General features: G+C 73.5%; 12 protein-coding genes and 1 pseudogene. 6 read left to right on the forward strand and 7 right to left on the reverse strand.

Going from position 1 to position 13,250, the window contains the following annotated elements:
* Positions 1-27: 27 nt before the first annotated feature.
* The gene (locus JEK78_RS16395) at positions 28-867 is read left to right on the forward strand and encodes a hypothetical protein (RefSeq protein WP_200260036.1); all 840 of its coding nucleotides are present in this window, start codon (positions 28-30) and stop codon (positions 865-867) included.
* A 333-nt stretch (positions 868-1,200) separates the two neighbouring features.
* Positions 1,201-2,607, forward strand: a complete 1,407-nt coding sequence (locus JEK78_RS16400; protein WP_242483104.1) for a beta-propeller fold lactonase family protein — start codon at positions 1,201-1,203, stop codon at positions 2,605-2,607.
* Positions 2,608-2,858: 251 nt separating this feature from the next.
* On the opposite strand, the pseudogene JEK78_RS23460 reads toward JEK78_RS16400, so the two are convergent.
* Positions 2,859-3,287 (reverse strand): annotated as a pseudogene (locus tag JEK78_RS23460) (MarR family transcriptional regulator); the annotation flags it as partial.
* Positions 3,288-3,394: 107 nt separating this feature from the next.
* On the opposite strand from JEK78_RS23460, the gene JEK78_RS16410 reads away from it, so the two are divergent.
* Together JEK78_RS16410 and JEK78_RS16415 are read left to right on the forward strand one after the other, a co-directional pair.
* Complete coding sequence (locus tag JEK78_RS16410) at positions 3,395-4,417, forward strand: NADP-dependent oxidoreductase (RefSeq protein ID WP_200260042.1); 1,023 nt, start codon at positions 3,395-3,397, stop codon at positions 4,415-4,417.
* Between the two features lie 199 nt (positions 4,418-4,616).
* Positions 4,617-5,438, forward strand: a complete 822-nt coding sequence (locus JEK78_RS16415; protein WP_200260045.1) for an EI24 domain-containing protein — start codon at positions 4,617-4,619, stop codon at positions 5,436-5,438.
* A gap of 115 nt (positions 5,439-5,553) precedes the next feature.
* Here JEK78_RS16415 and JEK78_RS16420 read toward each other — a convergent pair whose 3' ends face one another.
* A complete protein-coding gene (locus tag JEK78_RS16420) occupies positions 5,554-6,483 on the reverse strand; it encodes an SGNH/GDSL hydrolase family protein (RefSeq protein ID WP_200260048.1) in 930 nt (309 codons plus the stop codon).
* Positions 6,484-6,730: 247 nt separating this feature from the next.
* On the opposite strand from JEK78_RS16420, the gene JEK78_RS16425 reads away from it, so the two are divergent.
* Positions 6,731-7,225: a DUF3145 domain-containing protein gene (locus JEK78_RS16425; protein WP_200260051.1), complete on the forward strand. Its 495-nt coding sequence runs from the start codon at positions 6,731-6,733 to the stop codon at positions 7,223-7,225.
* Between the two features lie 110 nt (positions 7,226-7,335).
* On the opposite strand, the gene JEK78_RS16430 is transcribed toward JEK78_RS16425, so the two are convergent.
* The 5 genes from JEK78_RS16430 to JEK78_RS16450 form a co-directional block, all read right to left on the reverse strand.
* Positions 7,336-8,607: a beta-ketoacyl-[acyl-carrier-protein] synthase family protein gene (locus JEK78_RS16430; protein ID WP_200260054.1), complete on the reverse strand. Its 1,272-nt coding sequence runs from the start codon at positions 8,605-8,607 to the stop codon at positions 7,336-7,338.
* Between the two features lie 106 nt (positions 8,608-8,713).
* Positions 8,714-8,962 carry an acyl carrier protein gene (locus tag JEK78_RS16435; protein WP_200260057.1) on the reverse strand — a complete coding sequence of 83 codons (249 nt, stop codon included), beginning with the start codon at positions 8,960-8,962 and terminating at the stop codon, positions 8,714-8,716.
* 81 nt (positions 8,963-9,043) lie between these two features.
* A complete protein-coding gene (locus JEK78_RS16440; RefSeq protein ID WP_200260060.1) occupies positions 9,044-10,075 on the reverse strand; it encodes a ketoacyl-ACP synthase III in 1,032 nt (343 codons plus the stop codon).
* Positions 10,076-10,088: 13 nt separating this feature from the next.
* Positions 10,089-11,027, reverse strand: coding sequence for an ACP S-malonyltransferase (locus tag JEK78_RS16445; protein ID WP_200260063.1), 939 nt, complete (start codon positions 11,025-11,027; stop codon positions 10,089-10,091).
* 88 nt (positions 11,028-11,115) lie between these two features.
* Entirely contained in the window at positions 11,116-12,321 is a 1,206-nt protein-coding gene (locus JEK78_RS16450; RefSeq protein ID WP_200260067.1) for a helix-turn-helix domain-containing protein, read from the reverse strand.
* Positions 12,322-12,485: 164 nt separating this feature from the next.
* Between JEK78_RS16450 and JEK78_RS16455 the strand changes: the two genes are divergently transcribed.
* A complete protein-coding gene (locus JEK78_RS16455) occupies positions 12,486-13,151 on the forward strand; it encodes a pirin family protein (RefSeq protein WP_200260070.1) in 666 nt (221 codons plus the stop codon).
* Positions 13,152-13,250: the final 99 nt, after the last annotated feature.

Here is a 13,250-nt window from a genome sequence, read left to right on the forward strand (position 1 = left end):
ATCGCCCTGGACTAGCCTGTGGCGGTCATGGACTACTGCGGCCCCTGCCGGCGACACCTCAACGGCGCTCTCGTCTGCCCGGGGTGCGGTACCCCGGCAGCCTCCGCGTCCTCCGCCGCCGACGGCCGCGGCAGCGTCGTGGACAGCCGGCCCGACGCCCGTCCGTCGGCCGCCACCGTCGCCCGGCACGACGGGGCGCGGGGCGGAGGACGGTCGACCGGCGAGGGGCGGGACGCGCGGGCCGGCCGAGCCTCGGTGGGCCACCCGCCGCGCGGGTCCGGCCCCGACCGGTCGCGGGCGGCGCGCGGTCGTCGTCGGCGCGGCGTGGTCCTCTCGGCGGCGGTCGGGCTGGTGCTGGTGATCGGGGGCGCCGCCTTCGCCGAGTTGCGCGGCGGTACCTCGCAGGACGTCCGGAGCCCCGTCGCCGCGCGCGGCGGATCGCCCGTCGGCGATCCGCCGGTGACGCCGACCGCGGGCGCCTCCGACCCGCCGGTCGGTTCCACCGCTCCCGCCGCCTCGGCTCCCGCCGCTCCGAGTCTCCCGCCGAGCGGCACCCCTCAGGCCACCGCCTCCCCGGTCGTCTCCGAGGAGCCCACGCCGTCGGAGACGCCGGACGACGCCTCGCCCACCTCGGCCCCGGCGGTCCCCGATTCGGTGGAGGCGCCGGAGCCCTCCCCGTCCCCGACGTCCCCGACCGGGGCGGAGGTCACCCCGGAGGAGGAGACCCCCCGGCCGACCTCGCCGCCGGTCTCCTCCGCCGCGTCCACCGGGCCCGCGACGGCCCCGGCCGACCAGGCGCCCACCTCGGCGGCGCCCGAACCCTCCTCCGCCGAGACCTGTCGGCGCCTCCTGTGGTGGTGTCTGTGAGGTTCTCGCCGTGCACCCGCCGAGGGGGAGCCTCCCGGACGTGGAGTCCTTCCGAGCCGGGTGGCGGCCGCGCGGAGTCACCCGTTCGCACCCGAGTCCGTGCGGGCTCCGGTGGCGTCGCTTGACGAGAATCGCGGAGGGGCTCGGACGCGAGGATCGGTTCGAGCGACCCTCCCGGTTCTCCGGTCGTCCCGTGGGCGGGACATGGGCGGGTCCGCCCGGTGAACCGCCGGATCACCGTGCCGACTTCGCTTTCCGGAGGACTGTGTGACTGTTCGTCGTGTCGTGAGAGGGACAGGTCGTGGTGGCGCGCCGCCTTGCCGCTTCTCGGGTGTGAGCCGGAGATGGGCATGCCTGCGTGCCATGGTGGCGGGCCTGGTGTTGGTGGCCGGCCTGTCCCTGCCGATGATCTCCGCCGGGTCCGCGTACGCCGTTCCGGCCGGCACCTACGCCTACGTCGCCAACGAGGCGGAGGACACGGTGTCGGTCGTCGACACCGCCACCAACACGGTCGTGGACACGGTGCCGGTCGGCGACGGTCCGCGTGGGGTGGCGGTGACGCCCGACGGAACACTGGTCTACGTCACCAACTTCGCCGGGGACACGGTGTCGGTGATCAGGACGTCCGACGACACGGTGATCGCCACCGTGCCCGTGGGTTCCGGTCCGCGCGGGGTGGCGGTGACCCCCGACGGCGCCTTCGTCTACGTCGCCCTGAGCCTCGGTGCCTCGACAACGGTGATCAGGACGTCGGACAACACGGTCGTCGACACGGTCGCGGTCGGCCCCGTTCCGATCGCCCTGGCGGTGTCTCCCGACGGCGCCTTCGTCTACGTCCCGAGCGTCCCGTTCGGCACGGTGTCGGTGATCAGGACGTCGGACAACACGGTCGTGGACACGGTGCCGGTGGGAGCGGGCCCGCGCGGGGTGGCGGTGACCCCCGACAGCGCCTTCGTCTACGTCACCAATTTCAACGGGGACACGGTGTCGGTGATCAGGACGTCGGACAACACGGTCGTGGACACGGTGCCCGTCGGGGTCGGTCCCGCCGGGGTGGTGGCCAGCCCCGACGGCGCCTTCGTCTACGTGGCCGACGTGACCGCCGGTACGGTGTCGGTGATCAGGACGTCGGACAACACCGTTGTCGACACCGTCCCCGCCGGGATCAGCCCCCTCAGGTTGGCGGTGACCCCCGACGGCGCCTTCGTCTACGTCACCAACCCCAACGCGGACACCGTGTCGGTGATCAGGACGTCGGACAACACGATCGCCGCCACCATCGCCGTCGGCGACAACCCGTTCGGGATCGCGATCGCCGTGGTGGTCTCCCCGACCCTGAAACTGGTCAAGCTGACCACAGGGGGCAAGTTCGAGCGAGGTCGCACCGGCACCTACAGTCTGACGGTGACCAACACGGGCGACGGTCCGACCGACGGCAGCACGGTCACCCTCACCGACACCCTCCCCGCCGGACTGGAGCCGATCGACCTCTCGGGCGACGGATGGACCTGCACCCTGGTCCCGCTCGCCTGTACCCGTGAGGACGTTCTCCAGCCGGGGGCCGAGTACCCGCCGGTCACGCTCACCGTCCGCGTCGCCGAGGACGCGCCCAAGCGAGTCACCAACATCGCCACCGTGTCCGGCGGCGGTACGACCGCCACCGGAACCGCCACCGCCGACACCGGAGTCGGGGGCAGGAAGAAGCACGCCGAGCCCAGGCCCCCGCACCCCCGCCCCTGATCGAGCCCGTCTCGACCGAGGCGTGCCACCGGCACGGGACCCGGGACCGGGCCCGCGGAACCGGGTCGGTGCCGCGTCGGGGGTGAGCCCCCGGCGTGGGGCGGCCCCGTTCCCCGACCGGTCTCGCCTCGCCCGACGCGCGGCTAGCCGGGCGAGCCCGCTCCGGAGTCCGAGCCACCCGGCTCGGACTCCGGAGCGGGGAGGACGGCCGCGCGGGCGGCACGTTCGGCGCCGGTCTCCTCACCGGCCTCCAGCACGCGCCGCAGCAGGGTGCGCAGCCGCGCGCGCTCCCCGTCGCTCAGGCCCGCCAGGGGTTCGTGGGCGAAGCGGAGCGATTCGCGGAGCCTCCGGGCCGCGCGCAGCCCTTCCTCCGTGGCCGCGGCCACCTTGACCCGTCGGTCGGCGGGGTCGGGTCGGCGCTCCGCGAGGCCGCGTGCCTCCAACCGGTCCACGATGCCGGTGACGTTCGACGGCTCGCACCGCAGGCGCCGGGCCAGCTTCCGCATCGGTGTCGGCTCCAGGGCGAGCAGCCCGAGCAGCCGGGCCTGCGCCCCGGTCAGCTCCTGCTCCGCCGCCGCCCGCTCGTAGTCGCTGTGGAAGCGGACGACGACATCGCCGATGAGTTCGACGACCTCCAGAGTCAGCGCGTCCGGAGGGGCGCGATGGGGGGTGGGGTCCATGTGTCCACGGTACAGGTATTTGACATCCTGAAACATCTCCCGGCATCTTTGTTTCAGGCACTGAAACACACGTGCTCGCCGAGACACGACGTTCGAAAGGCCGCGCCATGACCGAGTCTCCCGCCCTCCCCGCCGTCAGCCGCGAGTGGCACCTCCTGAGCCGCCCCGTCGGCTGGCCCACGGCGGAGGACTTCGGCCTGGTCGAGGCTCCCATGCCCACCCCGGGAGAGGGCCAGGTGCTGGTCCGCAACCGTTACCTCTCCGTCGACCCCTACATGCGGGGCAGGATGAGCGCCGCCAAGAGCTACGCGGCACCGTACGCCCTGGGCGAGCCCATGCAAGGCGGCGCGGTCGGCGAGGTCGTCGCCTCCGACGCCGAGGGCATCGCCGTCGGGGACCACGTCCTGCACTTCCTCGGCTGGCGCGAGTACGCCGTCGTGGACGCGGCGACCGCCGTGAAGGTCGACCCCGACACCGCCCCCCTGTCCACGTACCTCGGCGTCCTCGGCATGCCCGGCCTGACGGCCTACGCGGGGCTTCTGCGGACCGCCGCCCTCAAGGAGGGCGACGTGGTGTTCGTGTCCGGCGCCGCCGGCGCCGTGGGCAGCCAGGTCGGTCAGATCGCCAAGCTCAAGGGCGCCTCCCGGGTCATCGGCTCCGCCGGCTCCGACGAGAAGGTCCGGCTGCTGGTCGAGGAGTACGGCTTCGACGCCGCCTTCAACTACAAGCACGGCTCCGTCGCCGAGCGACTGCGGGAGGCCGCCCCCGACGGCATCGACGTCTACTTCGACAACGTCGGCGGCGAGCACCTGGAGGCGGCCGTCGACTCGCTGCGGCAGGGAGGACGCGTCGCCGTCTGCGGGATGATCTCCATCTACAACAACACCGAGCCGGCCCCCGGACCCCGCAACCTCGTGCGGCTGATCCAGACCCGGAGCCGGATCGAGGGCTTCCTCGTCTCCGACCACTACGACCTCCAGCCGGAGTTCGTCCGCGAGGTCGGGCCCTGGGTGGGCCAGGGCCGGCTGAAGTACGCCGAGACGGTCGTCGAGGGCATCGAGAACAACCTGGAAGCGTTCTTCGGGGTGCTGCGCGGGGACAACGTCGGAAAGATGATCGTCAAACTCTGAACCGCCCTGCCGGCGATCCCCACCCGGGGACGGCCCCGCCCACGGCCGCCCCGGGGCGGGAGACCCGACCCCCGCACCCGCGCCGATCGCGCGTCGGTCCGATCTGCCGTCCCTCGTAGGGCCTGGCTCGAGCCGGCGGGGCGGCGTCGGACATCGCCGGGCCGGCGCGGTGGCGGCGCTCGCCCGATAGAGTTCCCTCATGCGCGATCTTGGGGTGGGGTTCGGTCACCTTCTGCGGGGCCAGCGCTGGATGGCCCGGCACCGGGGGAGCTTCGGCTTCGGACTGGTCCCCGGGCTGTTGACGCTCGTCCTCTACGCGGCGGCGCTGGCCGCCCTGGCGGTGTGGGGGGTGGACGCCGTCGCCTGGGCGACGCCGTTCGCCGACGACTGGTCCAGTCCGTGGGCCGGGCTGTTCCGAGGGTTGCTGACCGCCGTTCTCTTCGCCCTCGCCCTGCTGCTCGCCGTCCTCACCTTCACCGCCGTGACCCTCCTGGTGGGCCAACCCTTCTACGAGAGCCTCTCCGAACGCGTCGACCGGGACGTCTCCCCGGACGGCACCGCGCCGGAGTCCGGCCTCCCCCTCTGGCGCGACCTGTGGGTGTCCGGGCGGGACAGCCTGCGCATCCTGGCCCGCGCCGGGGTGTGGGGCGTGTTGCTCTTCGCCCTCGGTTTCGTGCCGGTCGTCGGTCAGAGCGTCGTCCCGGCCGTCGGCTTCCTGGTCACCGGGTTCTTCCTCACCGAGGAACTCACCGCCGTCGCTCTCCAACGCAGGGGTGTGGAGCTACGGGAGCGGCTGGCCCTCCTGCGTTCCCGCAAGACCCTGGCCTGGGGCTTCGGAACCCCTCTCGCGCTGGCCTTCCTGGTGCCGGTCGTCGCGGTCTTCCTGATGCCGGGCGCGGTGGCGGGTGCCACCCTGCTGGCCAGGGAGATGCTCGACGAGGACACCGAGGAGCGGACCCCGGGGGCCGCCCCCGAGGAGGCCTCGGACGCGCCCGCCCACGGAGGGGAGACCGTCCGCTGACGGCGGTCCACCCTCTCGCCCCGACCGGCCGTCGCCAGGCGGCGGCACGGCCGCGTCCCGGGGCGCGGCGGCCCGCCCCGTACGACCGTCGTCCCGACCACCTGGCCCCGACCCGTCACGGCGCGGAGGCCGCGCCGTCCGCTCGATCGTCCCTGGCGGTCACCGCCCGGTAGGCGATCTCCGCCAGCCGCGCCTGGCCCGTCACGCTGGGGTGGAAGCGGTCCCACCGGCTCAGCGACTCCGGGCCGAAGGTATCGTCGTGCACCGCGCCCCCGTCGGTCCGGCACAGCCGGTCCTCGGCGCAGACCTCTTCGAGGACCCGGTTGAAGTCCTCCACCCGCCGGCCCACGGTCTCCCGCCGCTCGGTCGCCGCCGGGTCCGTCGCGTCGGCGTCACCCAACATCGTCGGACAGACGCCCAGCTCCCACACCCGGCCGGCCAGCGGATCGGTGCGTCCCTGTTCCCACAGCCGCATCAGATCGGGGATGCCGGCCACGAACACCCGACTCCCCGGCGATGCCTGACGGAGCGTCCCCAGCGCCCTCTCGAACCCGGCGCGGAAGTCCGCCACCGAGGTCATCCCCGCGACGGTGTCGCGGCAGGCGTCGTTCGCCCCCATCAGGACCGTCACCAGCGCCGGTCGGTGCGCCGCCGCCCGCTCCATCTGACCGGCGAGGTCGGCCATCCGGGCGCCGCTGACGGCGTGGTTCCAGCTATGCCGGGTCGCGTCCGGGCCGAGCAGTCGGACCGCGAGGCTGTCGACCTCCGGGCGGCTCCCCGTCGCCCAGGACACCTCGGGGCAATCGGCCAACACCGCGCAGGCGTCGAACCCGCGGGTGATGGAATCCCCCACGGCGGCGAGAGAGTCCGGGGCGATGTCCCACGCCGACTCCGGTCGCGGGGAGACGGACGCGGACGGGCGGGGAGCGACGGCGCCGTCCGTGTCGCAGCCGGCCAGCAACAGCCCCGCGGCCACCAGTGACGCGGCCACCAGTGACGCGCCGAGGCTCCGAGCCCGCCGGCGGCGCCGTCCAGCCTCTGGCATGTCGCCTCCCGTTCTTCCCGTCCCTGGAGGAACCCCTGATACACGGTGAGAGTTCCCCGGAGGGCGGGCGCGAGGGCTCACCCGAGGGGAAGCGTCCTGCCGGGTGAATGCGCCCCCGTCCCGGCGGTGGGTGGGACGGTCCGTCACCTTCCGCGCCCCGGCCCGGGGTAGCCTCGCGAGCAGCGCGGCCCGCCGGCCGGCGCCGATCCGCCCGTTCCGAGATGTTCCGCTCTGCCCGGAGGTTCCGGTGACGACACGTGGGGTCCTGTACGTGCACTCCGCTCCGCGCGCGCTCTGTCCGCACGTGGAGTGGGCGGTCGCGGGCGTGCTCGGCACACGGGCGAGCCTGGACTGGACCGGGCAGCCCGCGGCTCCCGGCACCTGGCGGTCGGAACTCTCCTGGCGCGGCGAACCCGGCGTGGCCTCCCGGCTCGCCTCCGCGCTCCGCGGCTGGAACCTCCTGCGTTTCGAGGTCACCGCGGAGCCCGGAGTCGCCGCCGAGGGCGAGCGGTACAGCTGCACGCCGAGCCTCGGCATCCACCACGCGGTCACCGGTGTCCACGGGGACATCCTGGTTGCGGAGGACCGGTTGCGCGCCGCCGTCGTCCGCGCCCGGCGCGACGGAACGGAGCTGGAGGACGAGATCGCCGGTCTGCTCGGCAAGCCCTGGGACGATGAACTGGAGCCGTTCCGCTACGCGGGCGAGGGCGCGCCGGTGCGCTGGCTGCACCAGGTGGTCTGAGGGCGCTCGCCCCGAGGGCGACACCGTGGGCGGACCGACTCCCTTCCAACAGCGTGGGGGTGGTGCGGCCGGGCGAGCCCCGGATCGCACCACCCCCACGGGGCGTCCGCTCAGACGGTGCGGAAGGCCAGCACGACGTTGTGTCCGCCGAATCCGAAGGAGTCGTTGAGGGCGGCGAGCCGTCCGGTCGCGGGAAGCTTCCGCGCCTCCCCGCGGACCACGTCCGCGTGTGCCTCTGCCTCGGGGTCGATCCGCTCGATGTTGATGGTCGGCGGTGCGACGCGGTGGTGGAGCGCCAGTACGGCCGCCACGGACTCCACGCCGCCCGCGCCGCCCAACAGGTGGCCGGTCATCGACTTGGTCGCGGAAATGGCCATGTGGTCCGCGTGGTCGCCGAAGACCTTGCGCAGGGCCTTCAGCTCGGCGATGTCGCCGGCCGGCGTCGAGGTGGCGTGCGCGTTGACGTGGGCGATCTCCGCCGGATCGAGGTCGGTGCCGTCCATCAGGTGGTGCAGCGCCTGGGAGATGCCGCGTCCCTCCGGCTCCGGCTGCACGATGTCGTGGCTGTCGGCGGAGATGCCCTGGCCGACAGCCTCCGCGTAGGCGCGGGCGCCGCGCCGTGCGGCGTGCTCGGCGGACTCCAGGACGATCACGCCCGCGCCCTCCCCGAGGACGAACCCGTCGCGCGCGACGTCGTAGGGGCGCGAGGCGCCCTGGGGGTCGTCGTTGTTCTTCGACATCGCCATCATGTTGCCGAAGGCCGCGATCGGAAGCGGGTGGATCGCGGCTTCCGTGCCACCGGCCACGACGACGTCGGCGCGGCCGGTGCGGATCATCTCGATCGCGTAGCCGATGGCCTCGGCGCCGGAGGCACAGGCGGAGACGGGGGTGTGCACACCGGCCCGTGCGCCGACGGCCAGTCCCACGTTGGCGGAGGGGCCGTTCGGCATGAGCATCGGGACGGTGTGGGGGGAGACGCGTCGCACGCCCTTCTCCCGCAACACGTCGTACTGGTCGAGCAGGGTCGTCACGCCGCCGATGCCGGACGCGATGACGGCTCCCAGCCGCTCCGGGGCGATGTCGGCACCCTCCCCGGCCTTCGCCTCGAAACCGGCGTCGGCCCACGCCTCGCCGGCGGCGATCAGGGCGAACTGCGCGGAGCGGTCGAGTCTGCGGGCCTGGGGACGCGGGATGACCTCGGAGGGCTCGACGGCGATCCGCGCGGCGATGCGTACCGCCTGCTCGGCGGCCCAGTCCTGTTCCAGGGGGCGCACGCCGGAACGGCCGGCGAGGAGACCCTCCCAGGTCGAGGCTGCGTCGCCACCCAGAGGTGTGGTCGCGCCGATACCGGTGACGACCACGGTGCGAGGGGTCGGGGTCACGGGGATTCTTTCTCCAAGGAACGGGGGTGCGTGCGGCGCCGCCGCCGAAGGGCGGGGGCGTGGGCCCGGGCCACGCGGCCCGGGCCCCGCCCTGGTGATCGGTCGATCAGCCCTGGTGCTTGAGGATGTACTCGGTGGCGTCGCCGACGGTCTTGAGGTTCTTGACGTCCTCGTCCGGGATCTTGACGTCGAAGCGCTCTTCGGCGGCGACGACGACCTCGACCATGGACAGCGAGTCGACGTCCAGGTCGTCGGTGAAGGACTTGTCCAGCTGGACGTCCTCGGTCGGGATCCCGGCGATCTCGTTCACGATCTCCGCGAGACCGTCGATGATCTCCTGCTGAGTGGCGGCCATGGTGGCGCTCCTTCGTTGTTTTCCAGAGGTTGTGGCGGTGCGGTCCCTCGATGCCGGCCCAGCCGGGCCGGCACGGGGTGCCTAGGGGAGGGTAACGACCGTCGCGGCGTAGACCAGGCCCGCCCCGAAGCCGATGACGAGCGCGGTGTCGCCGCTCTTCGCCTCGCCGGTCGCCAGGAGCCGCTCCATCGCGAGCGGGATCGAGGCGGCCGAGGTGTTGCCGGTGGTGCGGATGTCACGGGCGACCGTGACGTGTTCCGGCAGCTTCAGCGTCTTCACCATCGAGTCGATGATCCGCACGTTGGCCTGGTGCGGGATGAAGACGTCCAGGTCGTCCGGGGTGATTCCGGCCGCGTCCAACGCCTGCTGCGCGACCTTCGCCATCTCGAACACGGCCCAGCGGAACACCGCCTGGCCCTCCTGCGTGATCGCAGGAAACTTGATGCCGCCCGAGCTGTCCAAGGGCAGTTCGCCGACATCGCCCACCCGGAACCGGTCCCAGGGGACCGTCTGCCGGATGGTGTCGGCCTTGTCGCCCTCGGAACCCCACACCGTGGGGCCGATCGCCGGTTCCCGCGACGGACCCACGACGACGGCGCCCGCGCCGTCCCCGAACAGGAACGCCGTGGCCCGGTCCGTCGGATCGGTGAGGTCGGACAGCCGCTCCACGCCGATCACCAGCACATGCTCGGCCGAACCCTCGACGATCATCCCCTTGGCCAGGGTGAGCGCGTAGCCGAAGCCGGCACAGCCCGCGGAGATGTCGAAGGCCGCCGCCCGGTCGGTGCCGAGCCGGTCGGCGATCTCGGTGGCCACCGCCGGCGTCTGGCTGAAGTGCGAAACGGTCGACACGACCACGGCACCGATCCGGGCGGCGTCGATCCCGGCGTCCGCGAGGGCCTTGCCGGCCGCCTCCACGGACATCACCGCGACGGTCTCCTCCGGCGACGCCCAGTGCCGGGTCTCGATCCCGGAACGGGAGCGGATCCACTCGTCCGACGAGTCGATCTTCTCCAGGATCACCTCGTTGGGCACCACGCGCGTGGGGCGGTAGCCGCCCACGCCGAGGATGCGCGCGTACGGTGCTCCCTTGCTGGGTCTGATCTTCGACATGCTCTCGGCTCCTTCACGCGCCGGCCGGTGCGGCGGCGTTCGTGGCCGCCTCGGCGGCCAGCTCGCGGGCGGCCGCGAGGTCGGCGGGGGTCTTCAGGGCGAGCGTGCGCACACCGGGCAGCGCGCGCTTGGCCAGGCCGGTCAGCGTGCCGCCGGGGCACACCTCGATCAAGGCGGTGACGCCCAGGGAACGGAAGGTCTCCATGCACAGGTCCCAGCGGACCGGGTTGGCGACCTGACCCACGAGCCGGTCCAGCACTTCCGCGCCGGTGGTGACGGCGCGACCGTCCCGATTCGACACGTAGGGCAGCTTCGGGTCGCTCGGGGCGAGCCCGCCGGCCTCGCGGGCCAGCGCCTCCACGGCCGGTGCCATGTGACGGGTGTGGAAGGCGCCCGCCACCTTCAGTCGGACGATCTTGCGCACGCCCTCGGGCTTGTCGGCGTCGAGCGCGGCGAGCTGCGCCGTCGTACCCGCGGCGACGATCTGCCCCGCCCCGTTCACATTGGCCGGGGTCAGCCCCAGCTTCTCCAGGTGCGCGACGCTGACCTCGGGGTCGCCGCCGAGCAGCGCGGCCATTCCCGTCTCCGTGACGGCGGCGGCCTCGGCCATCGCCCGGCCACGCACGCGCACCAGCGTCAGCGCGGCGGTGTCGTCCAGCACCCCCGCGAAGGCGGCCGCAGTGATCTCTCCGACGCTGTGCCCCGCCACCGCCCCGGGGGCCACGTCGCCGAGGGCCGCGGCGGAGAGGAGTCCCGCAGCGACCAGCAACGGCTGGGCCACCGCGGTGTCACGGATCTCCTCCGCGTCGGCTTGGGTGCCGTAGTGGGCGAGATCGAGTCCGATGGCCTCCGACCATCCGGCGACACGCTCGGCGGCGCCGGGGAGTTCGAGCCAGTCGGTCAGGAAGCCGGGCGTCTGGGCGCCCTGGCCGGGAGCGACGAGTACGAGCACTCTCACACTCTCTCTTGGGGACGGCCACAACCGCCCGTGGGGACAGGGACGAAGAACGCCAGAGGGTTTTGTAGGCCCCCGACAAAGGTTAGACCTGTGAATCTCCACCGGCCAGACGCCCCAGGATCAGCGCGATCCGCAGGGTGAACGCAGACCGTACATCAGAAGGCGACCAGCCCGTGACGTCCGTCACACGTCGGAGCCGGTAGCGCACGGTGTTCGGGTGAACGAACAACATCCGTGCGGCGCCTTCCAGACTGCTGGCCTGCTCCAGATAGACGCTCAGCGTCTCCAGCAGCGCGGCACCCGCGTCCTCCAACGGTCTGTAGATCTCCTCCACCAACTGCGCGCGAGCCCCGGGATCCCCGGCCATGGCACGCTCGGGCAGCAGGTCGTCCGCGAGGACCGGGCGCGGGGCGTCCTGCCAGGCGGGGCACGCCTTCAGCCCGGCCGCCGCAGCCCGCGCCGAGCGGGTCGCCGCCGGCAGGTCCGTGACCACCGGCCCGGCCACCACCGGCCCCCGCGCGAACGGACCGATCAGCGAACGGGCCACGGCCAGCGGATCCGCGCTGCCGCCCGCGATCACCACGAGGCGATCCCCGAGCACCCCGGTCAACACCTGCAACTTGGCGTGCCGGGCGGCACGCCGGATCGCCTCCACCGTCAGCTCCGAATCCCCCTCCGGAGCCGTCCCCAGCACCACGCAGACGTGCTCCGGCGAATTCCATCCCAGCGCGGCGGCCCGCGACACCGCCCCCTCGTCGGCCTCGCCGCTGAGTACGGCGTTGACCACCAGGGACTCCAGCCGCGCGTCCCAGGCGCCGCGGGCCTCGGCGGCCTGCGCGTACACCTGGGCGGTGGCGAAGGCGATCTCGCGGGCGTAGACCAGCAACGCCTCCCGAAGGACCGACTCGTCGCCAGGGGCCGCGACCTCGTCGATCGCGGACTCCATCACCTCGATCGTCGTCCGCACCATCTCCACGGTCTGACGCAGGGTGATCGCCCGGGTCAACTCGCGCGGCGCCGTGCCGAAGACGTCCGTGGAGATGGCCTGCGGAGCGTCCGGCTGCCGGAACCACTCGGTGAAGGCCGCGATGCCCGCCTGCGCGACCAGACCGATCCAGGAGCGGTTCTCGGGGGGCATGGCCCGGTACCACGGCAGCGTCTCGTCCATCCGCGTGATCGCCTGCGCCGCGAGCGCGCCGGAGGACCGCTCCAGCCGCCTCAGCGTCGCGGCGTGCGGGTGGACGTCGTTCGGGGTGGCCGGGCGCGGGCCGGATTCGGGTTCGGGCACAGGCACAAGCCTGCCTCATCGACGGGCCCTCGGGTGTCGTCGGGGCGTCGCCCCGAGGGAAGGCCGCCGTGTCGCGGGCCCGGCCGGGGGGCCGTGTCCGAGGGAGAGTCCGGATCGCGTCGGGCCGAGGGAGCGCCGATGGCGGCGGGACTAGGGTGGCGACCGTGATCGACGTACGGCGCGCCGGCGAGCGCTACCGGGGAGGCGACGCGGCCTCCGGCATCGAGTCCCGGCACGCCTTCTCCTTCGGGCCGCACTACGACCCCGACAACCTGGGGTTCGGCGCCCTCGTCGCCTGCAACGAGGAGCGGCTGGCGCCGGGGGCCGGCTTCGACGAACACGGTCACCGCGACACCGAGATCGTCACCTGGGTGGTCGAGGGCGAACTCACCCACCGGGACAGCGCCGGACACTCCACGGTGCTCCGGGCAGGCGACGCCCAGGTCCTCGGCGCGGGCGCGGGGGTGCGCCATGTGGAGCGCAACGACGGAACGGCCCCGCTCACCTTCGTGCAGATGTGGCTCACCCCCCGCCGGACCGGCGGAGAGCCGTCCCACCGGGTCGTCCGCGGCCTGTCCGACGCCATGCCCCTGGCCGTCCCCGGGGCCGGCGCCACCCTGCTCGTGCGGCGCCCGCGGGCGGGGCGCGGCGCCCGGTTGCCCGCCGGCGCCCGCGGGTACGCGCACGTCGCGCGGGGGTCGGTTCGGCTGGGCGAGGCGCGGCTGGAGGAGGGCGACGCGGCCCGCCTGACCGATGTCGGCGACATCGAGGCCGTGGCGCTGACCGACGCCGAGATCCTGATGTGGCGCCTCTCGCAGGACCAGAGGTAGGCCGTCCGCCCGCCCCGGACGGAGCGGGGCGACCCGTGCCCCACCACGGGACGGCCGCGCGCGTCCCGTGGTGGGCCGAGGCGGTGTGCCGGGCACCGG

The sequence above is a fragment of the Streptomyces sp. HSG2 genome (genome assembly GCF_016598575.1).
Classification (GTDB): Bacteria; Actinomycetota; Actinomycetes; order Streptomycetales; family Streptomycetaceae; genus Streptomyces.